Here is a 20337-nt window from a genome sequence, read left to right on the forward strand (position 1 = left end):
TTTAAACGGTGGCTCTAATAGGGTTATATCAGATCAACAGCACAAACCCGCGATTTGCACAAATGTGCAGGAGCCTGCAGATGACCATGGAAAACAGCGATGATATCCGGTTGATTGTCAAAATCGCCCAGCTCTATTACGAGCAGGATATGACTCAGGCGCAAATCGCTCGCGAGCTGGGGATCTATCGCACCACCATCAGTCGCCTGCTGAAGCGCGGCCGCGAGCAGGGCATTGTTACCATCGCCATCAACTATGACTACAATGAAAACCTGTGGCTCGAGCAACAGCTCAAGCAAAAATTTGGCCTGAAAGAGGCGGTGGTTGCCAGCAGCGATGGGCTGCTGGAAGAAGAACAGCTGAGTGCGATGGGCCAGCATGGCGCCCTGCTTGTCGATCGGTTGCTGGAGCCAGGCGATATCATCGGTTTTTCATGGGGCCGCGCCGTGCGTTCGCTGGTGGAGAACCTGCCGCAGGCCAGCCAGTCACGCCAGGTGATCTGCGTCCCCATCATCGGTGGACCTTCCGGTAAACTGGAGAGCCGCTACCATGTGAACACCTTAACCTACGGCGCGGCAGCCAGACTGAAAGCGGAATCCCACCTTGCCGATTTTCCAGCCCTGCTGGATAACCCGCTGATCCGCAACGGCATCATGCAGTCCCAGCACTTTAAAACCATCTCATCCTACTGGGACAGCCTGGATGTGGCGCTGGTGGGTATTGGTTCACCGGCCATTCGCGACGGCGCAAACTGGCACGCCTTCTACGGCAGCGAAGAGAGCGACGATCTCAACGCCCGCCACGTCGCCGGGGATATCTGTTCGCGTTTCTACGATATTAACGGCGGGTTAGTCGATACCAATATGAGCGAAAAAACCCTGTCGATCGAAATGGCGAAGCTGCGCCAGGCTCGCTATTCCATCGGCATCGCCATGGGGGAAGAGAAATACTCTGGCATTCTTGGCGCATTGCACGGACGCTATATTAATTGTCTGGTGACAAACAGAGAAACGGCTGAGTTATTACTGAAATAACACACAGGATATGATTTCACGCAGCACCCGCTGCGGGGGATCCCTTTATCTAAAGAAATGGGAGTGAATAATGAATACCTGGTTAAATTTAAAAGATAACGTCATTATCGTGACCGGCGGCGCCTCGGGAATTGGGCTTGCCATTGTCGATGAATTATTATCACAAGGTGCTCATGTCCAGATGATTGATATTCATGGCGGCGATCGTCATCACAATGGCGATAATTATCACTTCTGGCCGACGGATATTTCCAGCGCGACAGAGGTGCAACAGACTATCGATGCCATTATTCAGCGCTGGTCGCGTATTGATGGTTTGGTCAATAACGCTGGCGTGAATTTCCCGCGTTTATTAGTCGACGAAAAAGCACCGGCCGGCCGCTATGAATTAAACGAAGCCGCTTTTGAAAAAATGGTCAATATCAACCAGAAAGGGGTGTTTTTCATGTCGCAGGCGGTGGCGCGTCAAATGGTCAAACAGCGCGCCGGTGTGATTGTCAATGTCTCTTCGGAGAGCGGCCTGGAAGGCTCTGAAGGTCAAAGCTGCTACGCCGCGACCAAGGCCGCGCTCAACAGCTTTACCCGCTCCTGGTCCAAAGAATTGGGTAAATATGGGATCCGCGTGGTCGGCGTTGCGCCGGGGATCCTCGAAAAAACCGGTCTGCGGACACCGGAATATGAAGAGGCGCTGGCCTGGACGCGCAATATCACCGTCGAGCAACTTCGCGAGGGATATACCAAAAACGCCATTCCCATCGGGCGGGCAGGAAAGCTCTCGGAAGTGGCTGATTTTGTTTGCTATCTCTTGTCAGCGCGCGCCAGCTACATCACCGGAGTCACCACTAACATTGCCGGCGGAAAAACGCGCGGTTAAGGAGGCAGTATGGTTCACGCTATCTTCTGCGCCCACGGCCAGCTGGCCGGGGCCATGCTTGATTCGGTATGCATGGTCTACGGCGAGGTTAACGTCAGCGCCGTCGCGTTTGTCCCCGGCGAAAACGCGGCGGATATCGCCATTAACCTGGAAAAGTTAGTAAGCGCCCACACCGATGAGGAGTGGGTAATCGCGGTAGATTTGCAGTGCGGAAGCCCATGGAATGCCGCAGCTGGGCTGGCAATGCGTCACCCGCAGATCCGGGTGATTAGCGGCCTGTCGCTGCCGCTGGCGCTCGAGCTGGTGGATAACCAGCATACCCTGAGCGCCGATGACTTATGCCAGCATCTGCAGGCCATCGCCAGTCAGTGCTGTGTGGTCTGGCAGCAGCCAGAAACCGTTGAGGAGGAGTTCTGATGCAAATTACCCTCGCCCGTATTGATGACCGACTGATTCATGGCCAGGTCACCACCGTGTGGTCAAAAGTCGCCAACGCCCAGCGGATAATTATCTGCAATGACGATGTATTTAACGATGAGGTTCGCCGGACCCTGTTGCGCCAGGCGGCTCCGCCAGGCATGAAGGTAAACGTTGTCAGTCTGGAAAAAGCGGTTGCGGTCTATCATAACCCGCAATATCAGGACGAGACCGTCTTTTATTTATTTACCAATCCACACGATGTTTTAACGATGGTGCGCCAGGGCGTGCAGATCGCCACGTTAAATATTGGTGGCATGGCCTGGCGACCCGGTAAAAAACAGCTAACCAAAGCCGTTTCTTTGGATCCGCAGGATATTCAGGCATTCCGTGAACTCGATAAACTGGGCGTAAAACTCGATTTACGCGTGGTCGCATCAGATCCGTCAGTCAATATTCTCGACAAAATTAACGAAACAGCTTTCTGCGAATAAAAAATAGCGCCTGTTGTGATATGCCGTAGCAGGCAGGATGACTCACACCTTAAAGGTCAAAAATTATGGAAATTAGTACCCTACAGATAATAGCCATATTTATTTTTTCCTGTATTGCCGGAATGGGCAGCGTGCTGGATGAATTTCAGACCCATCGGCCTCTTATCGCCTGTACCGTGATTGGCCTCATCCTGGGCGATTTAAAAACCGGGGTTATGCTCGGCGGTACGCTGGAGCTGATCGCCCTCGGCTGGATGAACGTGGGGGCAGCGCAGTCGCCAGATTCGGCGCTGGCCAGCATTATCTCCGCCATTCTGGTGATTGTGGGCCACCAGAGCATTGCCACCGGTATCGCCATTGCTCTGCCGGTGGCCGCCGCCGGGCAGGTGCTGACCGTTTTCGCCCGTACCATTACCGTGGTGTTCCAGCACGCCGCGGACAAAGCGGCCGAGGAGGCGCGCTTTCGCACCATCGACCTGCTGCATGTCTCCGCACTGGGGGTGCAGGCACTGCGCGTGGCAATCCCGGCGCTGGTGGTCTCGCTGTTCGTTAGCGCGGACATGGTCAGCAGTATGCTCAGCGCGATCCCGGAATTCGTCACCCGCGGCCTGCAGATTGCCGGTGGTTTCATTGTCGTCGTGGGCTACGCGATGGTGCTGCGAATGATGGGCGTGAAGTACCTGATGCCCTTCTTTTTCCTCGGTTTTCTCGCCGGGGGTTATCTCGACTTCAGCCTGCTGGCCTTCGGCGGCGTGGGCGTCATCATCGCGCTGATCTACATCCAGCTCAATCCACAGTGGCGTAAGGCTGAACCCGCCGCCTCCACTGCCCCCTCTGCCCCCGCCCTTGACCAGCTTGACGACTAATGGAGCCGAAAATGGAACAGAAAAAAATCACGCAAGGCGACCTGGTGAGCATGTTTCTCCGCTCCAACCTCCAGCAGGCCTCCTTTAACTTCGAACGTATTCATGGCCTGGGATTTTGCTACGACATGATCCCGGCGATCAAACGCCTGTATCCGCTCAAAGCCGATCAGGTCGCGGCGCTGAAGCGTCATCTGGTGTTCTTTAATACCACGCCGGCGGTGTGTGGCCCGGTGATCGGCGTCACCGCCGCCATGGAGGAGGCCCGGGCTAACGGCGCGGCCATTGACGATGGCGCTATCAACGGCATCAAAGTGGGTCTGATGGGCCCGCTGGCCGGCGTCGGCGACCCGCTGGTCTGGGGCACGCTGCGGCCGATTACCGCGGCCCTTGGCGCCTCGCTGGCCCTCTCCGGCAACATTCTGGGACCTTTGTTATTTTTCTTTATTTTCAATGCAGTGCGGCTGGCAATGAAGTGGTACGGCCTGCAACTGGGCTTCCGTAAAGGGGTCAATATCGTCAGCGATATGGGCGGTAACCTGCTGCAGAAGCTGACCGAAGGCGCCTCCATTCTCGGCCTGTTTGTCATGGGGGTGCTGGTGACCAAATGGACCACCATCAATGTGCCGCTGGTGGTTTCCCAAACGCCCGGTGCAGACGGCGCCACCGTCACGATGACCGTCCAGAACATCCTCGATCAGCTCTGCCCCGGCCTGCTGGCGCTGGGCCTGACGCTACTGATGGTGCGTCTGCTGAACAAGAAAGTGAATCCGGTCTGGCTGATTTTCGCCCTTTTCGGCTTAGGCATTATCGGCAACGCCCTTGGCTTTCTGTCCTGATTATTCCGCCCCGGCGATGCCGGGGTGACGTCAACAACATAGCCCCGAAAGATGAAGGGGATGAGGTGGTTTATGCAAACAACAACGGCCCTGCGCCTGTATGGCAAACGAGACCTGCGCCTGGAAACCTTTACCCTCCCGGCGATGCAGGACGATGAGATCCTCGCCCGGGTGGTCACGGACAGCCTGTGCCTTTCTTCATGGAAAGAGGCCAATCAGGGTGCCGATCATAAAAAAGTGCCAGATGATGTGGCCACCAGGCCCATTATTATCGGTCATGAATTCTGCGGCGAAATCCTTGCCGTCGGTAAAAAGTGGCAGCATAAGTTTCAGCCAGGGCAGCGCTACGTGATCCAGGCCAACCTGCAGTTGCCCGACCGACCCGACTGCCCCGGCTACTCATTCCCATGGATCGGTGGCGAAGCCACCCATGTGGTGATCCCCAATGAGGTGATGGCGCAGGATTGCCTGCTCACCTGGGAGGGGGATACCTGGTTTGAAGGATCGCTGGTGGAGCCGCTCTCCTGCGTCATTGGCGCTTTCAACGCCAATTATCATCTGCAGGAGGGGAGTTACAACCACGTGATGGGGATCCGTCCTCAGGGACGCACTCTGATCCTGGGCGGGACGGGGCCGATGGGGCTGCTGGCTATCGACTATGCGCTGCACGGCCCCATCAATCCTTCACTACTGGTAGTGACCGATACCAATAAGCCGAAGCTCAGCTACGCCCGCCGTCATTACCCCTCTGAGCCGCAGACGCTGATCCACTACCTCGACGGCCATGAGGCCAGTCGCGATACGCTGCTGGCGCTCAGCGGCGGCCATGGCTTCGACGATATCTTCGTGTTTGTGCCAAACGAACAGCTGATCACCCTGGCCTCCTCGTTGCTGGCCCCGGACGGCTGCCTGAATTTCTTTGCTGGCCCCCAGGATAAGCAATTCAGCGCCCCGATCAACTTCTACGACGTGCACTACGCCTTTACCCACTACGTCGGCACCTCCGGCGGTAATACTGACGATATGCGCGCCGCGGTGGCGCTGATGCAGGCGAAAAAGGTCCAGACGGCGAAAGTGGTCACCCATATTCTCGGCCTGAACGCCGCGGGCGAAACCACCCTCGATCTGCCTGCCGTCGGCGGGGGAAAAAAGCTGGTGTATACCGGAAAAGCCTTCCCGCTCACGCCGCTGGGCGAGATCGCCGATCCCGAACTGGCAGCGATTGTGGCGCGTCACCATGGGATCTGGTCCCAGGAGGCTGAAGCGTATCTGCTGGCCCACGCGGAGGATATTACGCATGATTAACCGCGATACGCTGCTGTGCATCTCCCTGGCGGGTCGCCCCGGCAACTTCGGCACCCGCTTTCATAACTATCTGTATGACAAACTGGGGTTGAACTACCTCTACAAAGCCTTTACGACAACGGATATTGAGGCGGCGGTAAAAGGGGTTCGCGCATTGGGTATCCGCGGCTGTGCGGTCTCCATGCCGTTTAAAGAGAGCTGCATACCGTTTCTTGACGCGGTCGACCCGTCAGCAAAAGTCATCGACTCCGTCAACACCATCGTCAATGACGACGGGAAGTTAACCGGGCTGAACACCGATTACATCGCGGTCAAAAGCCTGATCGCCAGCCATCGGCTCGATACCAACGCCAGAGTGATGATTCAGGGTAGCGGCGGCATGGGGAAAGCCGTCATTGCCGCCTTCCGTGATGCCGGTTTCCGTGACGTGATCATTGCGGCCCGCAATCGCCAGCGCGGCCTGGCGCTGGCAAAACAGTATGGCTTTCAGTGGCAGCCCCTGCCGGAAGGGATCGCAGCCGAGATTCTGGTCAATGTCACACCGCTGGGCATGGCAGGGGGAGCGGAAAGCAACACGCTGGCGTTCAGCGAGGCCATGGTGGCCCAGGCCAGCGTCGTGTTTGACGTGGTCGCGTTGCCGGCGGAAACTCCGCTGATCCGCCTGGCGCAGCAACGGGGTAAGCAGACCATCAGCGGTGCGGAAGTTATTGCCCTGCAAGCCGTCGAGCAGTTTGCCCTTTATACCGGCGTACGGCCGGATAGCGCGCTGGTGGCAGAGGCCTCGGCGTTTGCCAGAAGCTAGGATGTCCCTCCCGGGAAGGCGTCAGCCACGTCCCGGGAGGGCTACCTCGCCAGAAAAGAAGCGACATAAACGGAAAAATAATCCGTCTCAGTAGTCATCTCGTTCGTCGTCTTCATCCGGCTGCTCCATCACGCTGTAGGCCACCGAGCAGAACAGGCTGTTCAGACGCTTCATATCCCCCAGCAGCGCCAGGTGCAACGTACTGGTTTCGATACTCTGCACGTTCTGCTGATGCAGACGGTCAACGTGCGCATGCGAGTAACGGCGGTTAAGAATGCGGAACCGGTGTTTGCTGCGCCGCAGACGGCGGGCGCTGGGTACATCGCTGGAGAAGAAGACCGACATCGCCAGCTGCAGATTGCTGAGCAGCAGATCGTACAGCGCATCCAGCTCCTTTAACCCTTCCACCGAGAAGGCGCGCCGCGCCGCCAGCGATTTATCGGCGATCTCGCTGCCCATCCGCTCGACGATATCAGACGCCTGCTCGAGGTTTAGCGACATCTCAATGATTTCCGCCCAGCGCCGGGACTCCTCCTCCGCCAGCTCATCCTTTGGCATTCGCGCCAGATAGAGCTTAATGGCGGTGTAGAGCACGTTGATATCGTCCGCCATACGACGTAGCTCTTTCTCCTGACGCGGTTCGCCATGCATCACTTTATGCAGGCTCCCCAGCATCTGCTCCATCGCATCTCCAATGCGCAGCGTCTCGCGCGCGGCATTGGCCAGCGCCAGCGCTGGCGTATCCAGCGCCGACGGGTCAAGATGCTTGGGTTTCAGCTGGTTATCCAGCTCGGGCTCATCGCGGATCATACGCTGGCACAGCTTCGCCATCGGTCCGGCAAAGGGCACCATCGCGATGCAGCGCAGCAGGTTATAAAAGACGTGGAAGTAGATAACCAGCTCAGACTCCGCCAACGGCAGCTTGTGCATCGCCGCGGCCAGCGGATGGACGAATGGCAGAATAATCAGGCTCCCCACCAGCTTAAACAGCAGGCTACCCAGCGCCACGCGGCGCGCCGCCGCGTTTGCCGCGCTGTTGTTGAGCATCGCCAACAGCCCGGAGCCCAGGTTGGCGCCAATTACCAGGCACAGCGCCACCGGGAAGGAGATTGCTCCCGCCGCGGTCAGCGTCGCCGTCAGCAGCACCGCCGCCAGGCTGGAGTAGCTGATGATCGCGAATACGGCGCCAATTAAGGCATCCAGCATGATATCGCCGGTCAGCGAGGCGAAAATCACCTGCACACCGTTGGCCTGGGTGATGGGGTTCACGGCCTGCACAATCAGCTCCAGGGCCAGCAGGATCAGCCCCAGACCAATCCCCACCCGCCCCAGCTGCCCGGCGCGGGTTTGCTTGCGGCCAAGGAAGAAGATCACCCCGATAAAAATGAGTAGCGGCGATAGCCACGACAGGTCGAAGGTCAGCACCCTCGCCATCAGCGCCGTCCCGACGTCGGCCCCCAGCACCATTACCAGCGCTGGCGTCAGGCCCACCAGATCCTGGGCGACAAACGAGGTCACCAGCATGGTGGTGGCATTGCTGCTTTGCACCAGCGCAGTGACGCCAAGACCCGCGCAGAAGGCGAGCGGCTTTTTCTCTACGCTGCTACTGAGAACGGTACGCAGGCGAGCGCCATAGACGCGCATCACCCCGGTACGCACAATATGCGTGCCCCACACCAGCAGAGCAACCGCGGACAACAGGTGTAGCAGAGTTAACACGGAATCAGCTTCTCCTTATCGTTATAGGTTTTCCGAAGATCAGGAACCTCTCTCAGTATAAGGGGTTAACCTCAATAAAGAGACAAGGCGCTCACAGAGCGCCTTGTTTGTTGTAAGGAAAGGTGACGATTTAGTCGGCATCATAGCCCAGATTAGGCGCTAACCAGCGCTCGACTTCCGCCGGGGTCATCCCTTTACGCAGCGCGTAGTCTTCGACCTGGTCGCGCTGGATCTGCGCCACGGCGAAGTACTTGCTGTCCGGATGGCTGAAGTACCAGCCGGAAACCGATGCCCCCGGCCACATGGCGAACGATTCGGTCAGCTTCATGCCGGTATGGGCTTCGACGTCCAGCAGCTGCCAGATGGTGCCTTTTTCGGTGTGCTCCGGACAGGCCGGATACCCCGGCGCCGGACGGATCCCCTGGTAATTCTCGCGAATAAGTTCCTCATTGCTGAGGTTCTCATTGGCCGCATACCCCCAGTAGACCTTGCGCACTTTCTCATGCAGATACTCGGCGAAGGCTTCCGCCAGACGATCGGCGATGGCCTTGATCATGATCTTGTTATAGTCATCATGCTGCGCTTCATAGGCGTCCGCCAGCGCGTCCTCTTCCAGGCCGCCGGTCACGGCAAAGGCGCCGATGTAGTCCGCCTTGCCGCTCAGCTTCGGCGCGACAAAATCGGCGAGGCAGTAGTTCGCGAAGCCGACCTTTTCCGTCTGCTGGCGCAGGTGATGGCTCACCGTCAGCACATGGGTGCGGGTTTCATCGCGATAAATTTCAATATCGTCGCCAATGCGGTTGGCCGGGAACAACCCGACCACGCCGCGCGGGTTCAGGGTTTTCTCTGCGCTGAGTTTATCTAACAAATCGTTGGCGTCTTTGAACAGGCGCTGTGCCTCTTCGCCCACCACTTCATCCTCCAGAATCCGCGGGTATTTGCCCGCCAGCGACCAGGTCATGAAGAACGGCGTCCAGTCGATGTAGTTGCGCAGCGTCTCGATGCTCGCTTCCACCTCCTGTACCCCCAGGCGATGGGCCACCGGCGGCGTGTAGCTCTCCCAGTCGAAGGCCAGATCGTTTTCCCGCGCGGCGGCCAGGGTCACCGGCGGCGTGCGCGGTTTTTTACGCCCATGCTGGATACGCACGGTCTCATACTCTTTACGCGTGCGGGCGACAAAATCATCGCGCTGCGTATCCGAGAGCAGCGCAGCCACCACCCCGACGGTGCGCGAGGCGTTCTGTACGTAAACGGTCGGGCCACTGTAGTTCTGCTCGATTTTCACCGCCGTATGCGCTTTCGAGGTAGTCGCGCCACCGATCAGCAGCGGGATGGTAAAGCCCTGGCGCTCCATCTCTTTCGCCACGTTAACCATCTCGTCCAGTGACGGAGTAATCAGCCCGGAAAGGCCGATCAGATCCGCATTGACCTCTTTGGCGGTTTTGAGAATTTTATCCGCCGGGACCATCACGCCAAGATCGATAATTTCGTAGTTATTACACTGCAGCACCACGCCGACGATGTTTTTACCGATGTCGTGAACGTCGCCTTTTACGGTGGCAATCACCATTTTGCCGTTACTGGAGCCCTGTTCTTTGCTGGCTTCGATATAAGGTTCGAGGTAGGCCACCGCCTGTTTCATCACGCGAGCGGATTTCACCACCTGCGGCAGGAACATTTTGCCTTCGCCGAACAGGTCGCCGACCACGTTCATGCCGTCCATCAGCGGCCCTTCAATCACTTCAATCGGGCGGGCAGCCTGCTGACGCGCTTCTTCGGTGTCCTGTTCGATAAATTCAGTAATGCCCTTCACCAGCGAATATTCGAGACGCTTTTTCACGTCCCAACTGCGCCATTCCGCCTGCTGAGCATTCGCGCCGTCGTCCGCTTTGCTGCCGCGATATTTTTCCGCCAGCTCAAGTAACCGTTCGGTACTGTCATCGCGGCGGTTAAGGATCACATCTTCGACCGCGTCGCGCAGCTCGCCCGGTAGATCGTCGTAAATCGCCAGCTGGCCGGCGTTGACGATCCCCATATCCATGCCGTTACGGATAGCGTAGTAGAGGAACACGGCGTGGATCGCCTCACGTACCGGGTCATTACCGCGAAACGAGAACGACACGTTGGAGACGCCGCCGGAGATCAGCGCATGCGGCAGCTCGCGTTTGATGTCCTCGCAGGCGCCGATAAAGTCCTGCGCATAGTTGTTATGCTCTTCGATACCGGTCGCTACCGCAAAGATATTGGGATCAAAGATGATATCTTCTGGCGGGAAGCCGACCTCTTCAGTGAGAATTTTGTAAGCGCGACGGCAAATCTCAATTTTGCGTTCGCGGGTGTCGGCCTGACCCACTTCGTCAAAGGCCATCACCACTACCGCGGCGCCATAGCGGCGAACCAGCTTCGCATGGTGGATAAAGGGTTCGACGCCCTCTTTCATCGAAATCGAGTTAACAATGCCTTTGCCCTGAATGCATTTCAAACCCTTTTCAATGACTTCCCACTTGGAGGAGTCGATCATGATCGGCACGCGGGCAATGTCCGGCTCGCCGGCAATCAGGTTGAGGAAGCGCACCATCGCCGCTTCCGCGTCGAGCATCCCCTCATCCATGTTGATATCGATAATCTGCGCGCCGCTTTCGACCTGCTGACGGGCAACGTCCAGCGCTTCGCTGTACTTCTCTTCTTTGATCAAGCGCTTAAATTTCGCCGAGCCGGTGACGTTGGTACGTTCGCCGACGTTAACGAACAGGCTGTCGTCGCCGATGTTCAGCGGCTCCAGGCCGGCGAGGCGGCAGGCCACCGGCAGTTCCGGCAACTGGCGCGGCGGTAAACCGGCCACCGCCCGGCTCATGGCGGCGATATGCTCCGGAGTCGTACCGCAGCAGCCGCCAACGATATTGAGGAAACCGGCTTCCGCCCATTCGCGAATTTGCGTCGCCATGGTGTTGGCATCCAGATCGTATTCACCGAAGGCGTTGGGCAGACCGGCGTTCGGGTGCGCCGTGACGTAGCATTCGGCGATGCGCGACAGCTCCTGGACATACTGCCGCAGTTCGTCCGGCCCGAGGGCGCAGTTCAGACCAAACGATAAGGCTTCGGCGTGACGCAGCGAGTTATAAAAGGCTTCGGTGGTCTGTCCGGAAAGCGTGCGGCCGGACGCATCGGTGATGGTGCCGGAGATCATCAGCGGCAGGTCAACGCCCAGCGCCTCCAGCTCCTCTTTCACCGCATAGATGGCCGCCTTGGCGTTCAGAGTATCAAATACCGTTTCAATCAGGATCAGATCCACGCCACCTTCCACCAGCGCCCGGGTGGATTCGCGATAGGCGGCCACCAGCTGGTCAAAGGTAATATTACGGAACGCCGGATCGTTCACATCAGGCGAGATAGAGGCGGTACGGTTGGTCGGGCCAAGCACGCCCGCGACGTAGCGCGGTTTTTCCGGCGTGCGGGCCGTCCAGGCGTCGGCGCTGGCGCGGGCCAGCTTCGCCGCGGCAAAGTTGATCTCGGCCGACAGGGATTCCATCTGGTAATCCGCCATCGCGATGGTCGTCGAGTTAAAGGTGTTGGTCTCAATGATATCCGCACCGGCCTCGAAGTAGGCGTCGTGGATCTCGCGGATCACCTCGGGCTTGCTGAGCACCAGCAGGTCGTTGTTGCCTTTCAGGTCGCACGGCCAGTCAGCAAAGCGCTCACCGCGAAAGTCCTGCTCACTCAGACGATAGCCCTGGATCATGGTGCCCATGCCCCCATCCAGAACCAGAATACGTTCTTTTAACTGCTGATGCAGTTGCTCAACTTTGCTGCTCACACTTGCTCCCGACAACGCTCAACTCAGGCCAAATAGCCAACAAACCATACTGGCATAAACCACCGGAGCGGAAAAGACAACAACAGGCAATATGAGACATGTTCAGCTTCACTCCTCCGATGAGTCCGGTTGTGATTGCATTATCGCCAAATAAAACGAAAATCATTTCCACGATACAGAAAAAGGAGTCCGCGATGGCCACTACCCCCGTTCCCGCGAAACGCGGCAGAAAACCCGCGGCTGCCACCGCCCAGCAGGCTGGCGGTCAGGTTCAGTCGCTGACCCGCGGCCTGAAATTGCTCGAATGGATTGCCGAGTCTCACAGCAGCGTCGCGCTGACCGAGCTGGCGCAGCAGGCGGGTCTGCCCAACTCCACCACTCACCGCCTGCTGACCACCATGCAGCAGCTGGGTTTCGTCCGCCAGGTCGGCGAGCTGGGCCACTGGGCCGTCGGGGCGCATGCCTTCGTGGTGGGCAGCAGCTTTCTGCAAAGCCGCAATCTGCTGGCGATTGTCCACCCGATCCTGCGCCAGCTGATGGAAGATTCCGGTGAAACGGTGAATCTGGCGGTGCTTGACCAGAGCGACCACCAGGCGATCATTATCGACCAGGTGCAGTGCACCCAGCTGATGCGTATGTCGGCGCCGATCGGCGGTAAACTGCCGATGCACGCCTCCGGCGCCGGGAAGGCGTTTCTCTCGCAATTAAGCGAAGAGCAGGTCACCAGCCTGCTGCACCGTAAAGGGCTGCATGCCTATACGCATGCCACGCTGGTCTCGCCGCTGCATCTGAAGGAAGATTTAGCGCAGACCCGCAAACGGGGCTACTCTTTCGATGACGAGGAGCACGCGCTCGGCCTGCGCTGCGTCGCCGCCTGCATTTATGATGAACATCGCGAACCGTTCGCGGCAATCTCCATCTCCGGACCGATTTCACGCATGACCGATGACCGGGTGACCGAGCTGGGCGCGCTGGTGATCAAAGCGGCGAAGGAAGTGACGCTGGCGTATGGCGGGGTTAAATAAAAAAATGCCCCACTGGGGCATTTTAAGTAGGCCTGATAAGCGTAGCGCCATCAGGCAGATCGGCGCACCCTGCCGGATGGCGGCGTAAACACCTTATCCGGCCTACTGTCAGCGCCATAGCGCACGCTAAAACGCTGCTTGCGCCGGTAGGCGTAGACATCTTCCACATGGCCGTTTTTAATCCGCGTCTGCAGTTCGCGCCAGTAGTCCGCGCGCAGCAGGTCGGCATGCATCTCCTCAAACAGCGGCCCAATGCGCGGGTCGGCGCACAGCCAGTGGCGGAACTCCTCCGGAAACACATCCCCCGGCGAAACGCTGTACCACGGCTCGCTGGCCAGCTCATCTTCCGGATAGCGCGGCGGCGGGATCTGGCGGAAATTTACCTCTGTCATATAGCAAATTTCGTCATAGTCGTAGAACACCACCCGGCCGTGGCGGGTGACGCCGAAGTTTTTAAACAGCATATCGCCGGGAAAGATGTTGGCGGCGGCCAGCTGGCGGATAGCATTGCCATACTCTTCTACCGCATCACGCAATGCCTGGCCGTTAACCTGCTCCAGCCACAGGTTGAGCGGCACCATTCGCCGTTCAATATACAGATGACTGATGACGATGCGGTCGCCGAGATCGGTGAGTTTGTTCCCCGCTTCCGCCTGCAACAGCGCCAGCAGCGCCGGCGCGATTTGCCGTTTATCCAGCACGAAATTTTCAAACTCCTGGGTATCCGCCATCCGCCCGACGCGGTCATGCTCCTTTACCAGCTGATAGCAGGCGCGCACGTGGGCGGCGGTCACCTCTTTCTGCGGCGCGAAGCGGTCTTTGATCACCTTAAACACCCGGTCAAACCCCGGCAGGGTAAACACCAGCATCACCATCCCGCGAATGCCCGGCGCTTCAATAAACTGCTCATCGCAGCGAGTAATGTAGTGTAGATATTCGCGATAGCTTTCGGTTTTGGCGTGCTTCTGACAGCCAATCGCCATGTACAGCTCGGCCGTCGTTTTGCCCGGCAGGATCTCACGCAGCCATTCCACCAGAGCGCCGGGCAACGGCGCATAAACCATAAAATAGGAACGCGCGAAGCCAAAAACGATGCTTGCTTCGGCATGGGTGGTCAGGCAGGTGTCAACAAACAGCTCACCCTCATCGCTGCGGTGGATCGGCAGCAAAAAAGGCAGCGTCGCCATCGGCATGACCAGTTTGCCCACCAGCCAGGCGGCTTTATTCCGGTAGAACAGCTCATTAGCGACCTGCAGATGACAGGTGGCGAGCAGTTCCTCCCCCAGCGCCTCCTGCAGACTGGCAATGATATAGCCGATATCCCGCGCTTTGTTCTGCCACGGCAGCCGCAACGGCAAATCGGACAGTACTTTGCCCAGCAGGTGCGACCAGCCGCGTTCCGGAAAGAAATCTTTCGCCAGCGGTCGCGGTAGGGTGCGAAAGGGGCGCTCGGGTTGCGAACTGAAAATAAAGAGCCGCTCGGGGGTCAGCGAGCGGTGGTCAAACAGTCGGCAGTAGACCGAATTGAAAAAGCTCTCGGCAATTTCAAAGCGAGGGTAATCCGGCAACAGTTGGGTGTACTGCTGTTTCACCCGCAGAAGAAAATCGACGTCGGTACTTTTCCCTTCGGTAATGCAGCGCAGCTGCTCTACCACCAGGCCAACGTGGTGATCGTAGAGATGGATACGCTGCTTCATCGCCTGCTGTACGGCGTGCCAGTCAGCCTGTTCAAAGCGCTGCTGCGCGCCGGAGGTCACCTCCAGGAAACGCCCGTACTGGGCGTCGAATCCCTGTAAAATGGTTTGGGCAATCAGTAGTTCCAGGCCACGCGTCATCGCTTTCCCCCATCCGGCACCACGTCATGCCGGATGGCGCGCTCGCTTATCCGGCCTGCATCCCTTCCCAGGCCCGGTCAGCGTCGCGCCGCCGGGCATGGCTCAAAACTGATCTTCTTCGGTCGAGCCGGTCAGCGCCGTCACCGATGAGGCGCCGCCCTGGATAATGGTAGTGACTTTGTCGAAGTAGCCAGTGCCCACCTCCTGCTGGTGCGAGACGAAGCTATAGCCTTCCGGCGCGGCAGCGAATTCCGGCTGCTGCACTTTCTCAACATAGTGGCGCATCCCCTCACCCTGAGCGTAGGCATGGGCGAGGTCGAACATGTTGAACCACATGCTGTGGATCCCGGCGAGGGTAATAAACTGGTATTTGTATCCCATGTCCGACAGCTGCTGCTGGAAGCTGGCGATGGTTTTATCATCGAGATTTTTCTTCCAGTTAAACGACGGCGAGCAGTTATAGGCCAGCAGTTTGCCAGGGAAACGCGCATGGATAGCCTCAGCAAAGCGGCGCGCCTGCTCAAGATCCGGTTTCGACGTTTCGCACCACACCAGATCCGCATACGGCGCATAAGCCAGCCCGCGACTGATCGCCTGCTCGATCCCGGCGTGGGTGCGGAAGAACCCTTCGCTGGTGCGATCCCCGGTAATAAACTCACGATCGTACGGATCGCAGTCAGAGGTAATTAAATCGGCCGCATCGGCATCGGTACGGGCGATCACCAGCGTCGGGACCCCCATCACGTCGGCTGCCAGACGCGCCGCCACCAGCTTCTGAATTGCCTCCTGGGTCGGGACCAACACTTTACCGCCCATATGACCGCACTTCTTCACTGACGCCAGCTGATCTTCGAAGTGAACCGCCGCTGCACCGGCTTCAATCATCGATTTCATCAGCTCAAAGGCGTTAAGGACGCCGCCAAAACCGGCCTCCGCATCCGCCACGATCGGCAGGAAGTAGTCGATATAACGCGGATCGTTCGGTTCAATCCCGACCGACCACTGGATCTGATCGGCACGACGGAAAGTGTTGTTGATCCGATCCACCACCGCCGGTACCGAGTTGGCCGGATACAGCGATTGATCCGGATACATGCTGGACGCCAGGTTAGCATCCGCCGCCACCTGCCAGCCGGAGAGATAAATGGCTTCGATACCCGCCTTCGCCTGCTGCAAGGCCTGGCCGCCGGTCAGCGCGCCGAGACTGTTGACGTACCCTTTTTTCGCCTCACCGTGCAGCAGACGCCACATTTTCGCCGCGCCAAGCTGTGCCAGCGTGCATTCCGGATTCACCGAGCCGCGTAACTTCACCACCTCTTCCGCGCTGTACGGGCGGGTAATGCCTTCCCAGCGCGGGTTCGTCCACTCTTTATTTAATTCTTCGATTTGTTGGGTACGGGTTTTCATGTGCAGATGCTCCATATAATTTCCTGGCTCCCCAGGCGCATTGGTGAAGGACTAAATGGCGAACCACACCATCTGGCGATCAGGCCAGCAGGCGGTAGCCCGGTAATGTCAGAAAATCAATTAGCTCGTCGGAGGTGGTGATCTGCTCCATCAGTCGCGCCGCATCGTCAAAGCGGCCGTGGCTGAAACGGTGCTCTCCCAGCTCCTCCTGAATCACCATCAGCTCTTCCGCCAGCCACTGGCGGAACAGCGCCTTCGTGACCGGGGTGCCGTCGTTCAGGGTTTTCTGATGATGGATCCACTGCCAGATAGAGGTGCGCGAGATCTCGGCCGTCGCGGCGTCTTCCATCAGGCCATAAATCGGGACGCAACCGTTGCCGGAGATCCAGGCTTCGATGTACTGCACCGCCACGCGAATGTTGGCGCGCATCCCGGCTTCCGTGCGCTCGCCCTCGCAGGGGGCCAGCAGCTGTTCGGCGGTAATTGGCGCATCCGCGCTCCGGGTGACCGAGAGCTGATTCGGCTTATCGCCCAGTACGCGGTTAAACACCGCCATAGCGGTATCCGCCAGCCCCGGGTGGGCGATCCAGGTGCCATCGTGACCGTTGTTCGCCTCCAGCTCTTTATCGGCGGTGACTTTGCTCAGCACCTGACGGTTGCGTTCGGCATCTTTGCTCGGGATAAACGCCGCCATGCCGCCCATCGCAAACGCACCGCGTTTGTGGCAGGTCTTAATCAACAACCGTGAGTAGGCGCTGAGGAAGGGTTTATCCATCGTCACCACCTGACGGTCAGGCAACACGCGGTCCGGATGGTTTTTGAGCGTTTTGATATAGCTGAAGATGTAGTCCCAACGGCCGCAGTTCAGGCCAACAATATGGTCGCGCAGCGCATGCAGGATCTCATCCATCTGGAACACCGCTGGCAGCGTCTCAATCAGCAGCGTAGCCTTGATGGTGCCGCGCGGCAGGTCAAAGCGATCTTCCGTAAAACTAAAGACATCGTTCCACCATGCCGCCTCCTGCCAGGCCTGGGTTTTTGGCAGATAGAAGTAGGGACCGCTCCCCTTCGCCAGCAGCGCCTGGTAGTTATGAAAAAAATAGAGCGCAAAATCGAACAGACTGCCGGGGATGGCCTCATTACGCCAGGTGACGTGCTTTTCCGGCAGGTGCAGGCCGCGCACACGGCATACCAGCACAGCGGGATTGGGCTGCAGCTGGTAGATTTTGCCGGCCTCGTTGGTGTAGCTAATAGTCCCGTTCACGGCATCACGCAGGTTAATTTGGCCATCAATGACTTTACGCCAGTCAGGCGCCAGCGAATCCTCAAAGTCCGCCATAAAGACTTTGACGTTGGCATTCATCGCGTTAATGACCATTTTGCGTTCAACGGGACCGGTGATTTCAACACGGCGATCCTGCAAATCCGCCGGGATACCGCGGATGGTCCAGTTTCCATTTCTAATGGAAGCGGTTTCCGAAATAAAGTCAGGAAGTACACCTTGATCAATGGCCTGCTGCTGCTGCTGACGCGCGGCCAGTAGCTTATTACGCGCCGGCGCAAAGCGGCTCACCAGTTCCGTCAGAAATTCTACCGCCTCAGGCGTTAAGATCTGCTTCTCCTGCTCGCCATAGGGCTGACTAAAGGCCAGTTCATCGGTGATTGTCGCCTGCTGCGTCATTGTGCTGTTCCTCTTGGTTGATCCGCTGGAAGCGAGCGAGAGATCGTTGTGTAGTTTTCGCTCAGCACAATTAAGACTACTCAATTAATTTTCAAAATCAAAAACAATTTCCATTTTAATTTTAAAATAGAGTTAACATATTGATAACAATGGAATTAAAGTTATCATTGAGCATGAAGTGAATTTCGGAAATAAAAAAGGCACCCGAAGGTGCCAGAGGCAAAGTGCTGAAACGCTTTAGGATCGTTTCGTGTAGAGTATTACTCCAGTGTAGGATTCATATGGCGCAGATCGTATGGTGTAATCTGGTAGACATAATAGTTAAGCCAGTTAGCAAACAGCAGATTGCCGTGGCTCCGCCAGGTGGCGCGCGGTTTGTTCTGCGGGTCGTTTTGCGGAAAATAGTTGTAAGGAACCTCTGGATTCAAACCGGCTTCCACATCGCGGAAATATTCGCTTGCCAGGGTATTGGCATCGTACTCCGGGTGGCCGGTAACAAAGGCGATGCGCTTATCTTTGCTGGCAAACAAATACGCATCGCCCTCTTCCGTCTCCGCGAGGATCTCGAGATCGGTGTAGTCGCGGATAAGTCCCGCCGGAAAATCAGCATAGCGTGAGTGCGGGGCCAGGAAAGAGTCGTCGAAACCGCGGGTCAGTAAGGCGTGTGGATGCAGAATATGGTGTTCATAAACGCCAGAAATCTTTTCGGCGCGGGTCTGCTTCGGAATGCCGTACAGAATATTCAGCGCGGCCTGAACCGCCCAACAGACGAACAACGTGGAGGTGACGTGATCCTTCGCCCACTCCAGCACCTGTTTGATCTGTGGCCAGTAAGCAACATCGTTAAACTCAACCAGGCCTAAGGGGGCACCGGTGACAATCAGGCCATCAAAATTCTGATCGCAGATCTCATCGAAATTGCAGTAAAAGTTATTCAGATGCTCCGCCGGCGTATTACGCGACTCGCGCGCATCAATACGCAACAACTGGATGTCCACCTGCAGCGGAGAGTTCGACAGCAGACGCAGGAACTGATTTTCCGTCTCGATTTTCTTCGGCATCAGGTTGAGGATTAACACCTTCAGGGGGCGAATTTCCTGAGTCGTTGCACGTGTTGTCGTCATCACAAAGACGTTTTCATTGCGCAAGAAACTGACGGCTGGTAGCTCGTCCTGCACCCGAATTGGCATAACTGTATTACCTCATAGCATACGTATAAACGTTTAGACATCCAGATAGCTGAAGATAACCAGGAATCGGGTGAATGTCGAGTCTGCATGTTCACGGTGAGAAAATTTCACGGCGCGCATTGAGTTAGAATATAAGAATGAAGAAAAGGAGAAAATATGGTTATTAGCATCCGCCGTTCCCGGCCAGATGAAGGGGATAAACTGATTGCGATATGGTGTCGGTCGGTCGACGCCACGCACGATTTTCTGTCAAAAGCGTATCGAAAGGAGCTGGAGGAGATGGTACGCGCATTTTTACCGGAGGCTCCGCTGTGGGTGGCGGCTAACACCCAGGACCAGCCGATCGCCTTTATGCTGCTTACCGGAGAGCATATGGATGCGCTGTTCGTCGATCCGGATGTCCGCGGCTGCGGCGTGGGGAAATTGCTGATTGAGCATGCCCTGTCGTTAACGCCAAAGCTGACGACGAATGTGAATGAGCAGAATGAACAAGCGGTCGGGTTTTATCAGAGGATGGGTTTTAACGTGACAGGGCGTTCTGAGACGGACGATCTGGGGCAACCGTATCCGTTATTGAATTTGATACATGAGCAGCAGGCTGAAGCAGACTAAGATTGACGTCGCAACTGCTGACCCTTAGACAGGGACCTCCCCGGAGGCGGTGCTGCGCACCTTGTCCGGGCTACAGGTCGTGCAGGGCGGGTGCGAATCCGTAGCCCCGGTAAGCGCAGCGCCACCGGGGAGATATACCCCACACAGCAAAAAACCCCGCACCTTTCGGGACGGGGTTCTTGTTAAAACGCAAAAACAAAAAGCTCAGTCTTTCGACTGAGCTTTCTGCTTTGTTTGATGCCTGGCAGTTCCCTACTCTCACATGGGGAGACCCCACACTACCATCGGCGCTACGGCGTTTCACTTCTGAGTTCGGCATGGGGTCAGGTGGGACCACCGCGCTATCGCCGCCAGGCAAATTCTGTTTTCAACACGTCTCACGGACGCATCGAGTAATCTGTATCAGAGCTGAAAATCGTCTCAAAT

The 20337-nt window shown here is 57.4% G+C and carries 16 protein-coding genes and 1 rRNA gene; 10 read left to right on the plus strand and 7 right to left on the minus strand.

What is annotated here, in order from left to right:
• Positions 1 to 86 precede the first annotated feature (86 nt).
• From AC3EMD_RS25960 to AC3EMD_RS25995, 8 genes are all read left to right on the plus strand, one after another.
• Positions 87 to 1034 carry a sugar-binding transcriptional regulator gene (locus AC3EMD_RS25960; protein WP_002884616.1) on the plus strand — a complete coding sequence of 316 codons (948 nt, stop codon included), beginning with the start codon at positions 87 to 89 and terminating at the stop codon, positions 1032 to 1034.
• 70 nt (positions 1035 to 1104) lie between these two features.
• Positions 1105 to 1908 carry an SDR family oxidoreductase gene (locus tag AC3EMD_RS25965; protein ID WP_002884614.1) on the plus strand — a complete coding sequence of 268 codons (804 nt, stop codon included), beginning with the start codon at positions 1105 to 1107 and terminating at the stop codon, positions 1906 to 1908.
• Positions 1909 to 1917: 9 nt separating this feature from the next.
• The gene (locus AC3EMD_RS25970; RefSeq protein WP_002884611.1) at positions 1918 to 2325 is read left to right on the plus strand and encodes a PTS sugar transporter subunit IIA; all 408 of its coding nucleotides are present in this window, start codon (positions 1918 to 1920) and stop codon (positions 2323 to 2325) included.
• Entirely contained in the window at positions 2325 to 2819 is a 495-nt protein-coding gene (locus AC3EMD_RS25975; protein WP_004151751.1) for a PTS sugar transporter subunit IIB, read from the plus strand. Before AC3EMD_RS25970 ends, AC3EMD_RS25975 begins: the two co-directional genes overlap by 1 nt.
• Positions 2820 to 2884: 65 nt before the next feature.
• Positions 2885 to 3685, plus strand: coding sequence for a PTS mannose/fructose/sorbose transporter subunit IIC (locus AC3EMD_RS25980; RefSeq protein WP_002884608.1), 801 nt, complete (start codon positions 2885 to 2887; stop codon positions 3683 to 3685).
• 11 nt (positions 3686 to 3696) lie between these two features.
• Entirely contained in the window at positions 3697 to 4521 is an 825-nt protein-coding gene (locus AC3EMD_RS25985) for a PTS system mannose/fructose/sorbose family transporter subunit IID (RefSeq protein ID WP_002884590.1), read from the plus strand.
• Between the two features lie 72 nt (positions 4522 to 4593).
• Complete coding sequence (gene sorE, locus AC3EMD_RS25990) at positions 4594 to 5826, plus strand: L-sorbose 1-phosphate reductase (protein WP_008807323.1); 1233 nt, start codon at positions 4594 to 4596, stop codon at positions 5824 to 5826.
• A complete protein-coding gene (locus AC3EMD_RS25995; RefSeq protein WP_022065226.1) occupies positions 5819 to 6628 on the plus strand; it encodes a shikimate 5-dehydrogenase in 810 nt (269 codons plus the stop codon). The genes sorE and AC3EMD_RS25995 overlap by 8 nt, the downstream gene beginning before the upstream one ends.
• A gap of 87 nt (positions 6629 to 6715) precedes the next feature.
• Here AC3EMD_RS25995 and AC3EMD_RS26000 read toward each other — a convergent pair whose 3' ends face one another.
• Both AC3EMD_RS26000 and metH read right to left on the minus strand, forming a co-directional pair.
• Complete coding sequence (locus tag AC3EMD_RS26000) at positions 6716 to 8347, minus strand: Na/Pi cotransporter family protein (RefSeq protein WP_008807325.1); 1632 nt, start codon at positions 8345 to 8347, stop codon at positions 6716 to 6718.
• A 130-nt stretch (positions 8348 to 8477) separates the two neighbouring features.
• Positions 8478 to 12161, minus strand: coding sequence for a methionine synthase (gene metH, locus AC3EMD_RS26005; RefSeq protein WP_063105938.1), 3684 nt, complete (start codon positions 12159 to 12161; stop codon positions 8478 to 8480).
• Between the two features lie 194 nt (positions 12162 to 12355).
• On the opposite strand from metH, the gene iclR reads away from it, so the two are divergent.
• The gene (gene iclR, locus AC3EMD_RS26010) at positions 12356 to 13186 is read left to right on the plus strand and encodes a glyoxylate bypass operon transcriptional repressor IclR (RefSeq protein ID WP_004206826.1); all 831 of its coding nucleotides are present in this window, start codon (positions 12356 to 12358) and stop codon (positions 13184 to 13186) included.
• Positions 13187 to 13236: 50 nt separating this feature from the next.
• Here the strand turns inward: iclR and aceK are convergent, their stop codons facing one another.
• The 4 genes from aceK to metA form a co-directional block, all read right to left on the minus strand.
• Positions 13237 to 15021 (minus strand): bifunctional isocitrate dehydrogenase kinase/phosphatase, encoded by a 1785-nt coding sequence (gene aceK, locus AC3EMD_RS26015; RefSeq protein WP_039102714.1) that lies wholly within the window; start codon positions 15019 to 15021, stop codon positions 13237 to 13239.
• Positions 15022 to 15123: 102 nt separating this feature from the next.
• Positions 15124 to 16428 (minus strand): isocitrate lyase, encoded by a 1305-nt coding sequence (aceA, locus tag AC3EMD_RS26020; RefSeq protein WP_032701149.1) that lies wholly within the window; start codon positions 16426 to 16428, stop codon positions 15124 to 15126.
• Positions 16429 to 16507: 79 nt separating this feature from the next.
• Positions 16508 to 18109: a malate synthase A gene (gene aceB / locus AC3EMD_RS26025; RefSeq protein ID WP_008807330.1), complete on the minus strand. Its 1602-nt coding sequence runs from the start codon at positions 18107 to 18109 to the stop codon at positions 16508 to 16510.
• A gap of 260 nt (positions 18110 to 18369) precedes the next feature.
• Positions 18370 to 19299: a homoserine O-acetyltransferase MetA gene (gene metA / locus AC3EMD_RS26030; RefSeq protein WP_008807331.1), complete on the minus strand. Its 930-nt coding sequence runs from the start codon at positions 19297 to 19299 to the stop codon at positions 18370 to 18372.
• 156 nt (positions 19300 to 19455) lie between these two features.
• Between metA and AC3EMD_RS26035 the strand changes: the two genes are divergently transcribed.
• A complete protein-coding gene (locus AC3EMD_RS26035; protein WP_008807332.1) occupies positions 19456 to 19911 on the plus strand; it encodes an acetyltransferase in 456 nt (151 codons plus the stop codon).
• A gap of 239 nt (positions 19912 to 20150) precedes the next feature.
• Here AC3EMD_RS26035 and rrf read toward each other — a convergent pair.
• Positions 20151 to 20266: ribosomal RNA gene (rrf, locus tag AC3EMD_RS26040) — 5S ribosomal RNA — on the minus strand.
• Positions 20267 to 20337: the final 71 nt, after the last annotated feature.

The sequence above is a fragment of the Klebsiella sp. PK18 genome (genome assembly GCF_057784655.1).

Coding starts and splice junctions, on each gene's coding strand:
- AC3EMD_RS25960 (WP_002884616.1), top strand. CDS start 87: ATGGAAAACAGCGATGATATCCGGTTGATTGTCAAAATCGCCCAGCTC.
- AC3EMD_RS25965 (WP_002884614.1), top strand. CDS start 1,105: ATGAATACCTGGTTAAATTTAAAAGATAACGTCATTATCGTGACCGGC.
- AC3EMD_RS25970 (WP_002884611.1), top strand. CDS start 1,918: ATGGTTCACGCTATCTTCTGCGCCCACGGCCAGCTGGCCGGGGCCATG.
- AC3EMD_RS25975 (WP_004151751.1), top strand. CDS start 2,325: ATGCAAATTACCCTCGCCCGTATTGATGACCGACTGATTCATGGCCAG.
- AC3EMD_RS25980 (WP_002884608.1), top strand. CDS start 2,885: ATGGAAATTAGTACCCTACAGATAATAGCCATATTTATTTTTTCCTGT.
- AC3EMD_RS25985 (WP_002884590.1), top strand. CDS start 3,697: ATGGAACAGAAAAAAATCACGCAAGGCGACCTGGTGAGCATGTTTCTC.
- sorE (WP_008807323.1), top strand. CDS start 4,594: ATGCAAACAACAACGGCCCTGCGCCTGTATGGCAAACGAGACCTGCGC.
- AC3EMD_RS25995 (WP_022065226.1), top strand. CDS start 5,819: ATGATTAACCGCGATACGCTGCTGTGCATCTCCCTGGCGGGTCGCCCC.
- iclR (WP_004206826.1), top strand. CDS start 12,356: ATGGCCACTACCCCCGTTCCCGCGAAACGCGGCAGAAAACCCGCGGCT.
- aceK (WP_039102714.1), bottom strand. CDS start 15,021: ATGACGCGTGGCCTGGAACTACTGATTGCCCAAACCATTTTACAGGGA.
- aceA (WP_032701149.1), bottom strand. CDS start 16,428: ATGAAAACCCGTACCCAACAAATCGAAGAATTAAATAAAGAGTGGACG.
- aceB (WP_008807330.1), bottom strand. CDS start 18,109: ATGACGCAGCAGGCGACAATCACCGATGAACTGGCCTTTAGTCAGCCC.
- metA (WP_008807331.1), bottom strand. CDS start 19,299: ATGCCAATTCGGGTGCAGGACGAGCTACCAGCCGTCAGTTTCTTGCGC.
- AC3EMD_RS26035 (WP_008807332.1), top strand. CDS start 19,456: ATGGTTATTAGCATCCGCCGTTCCCGGCCAGATGAAGGGGATAAACTG.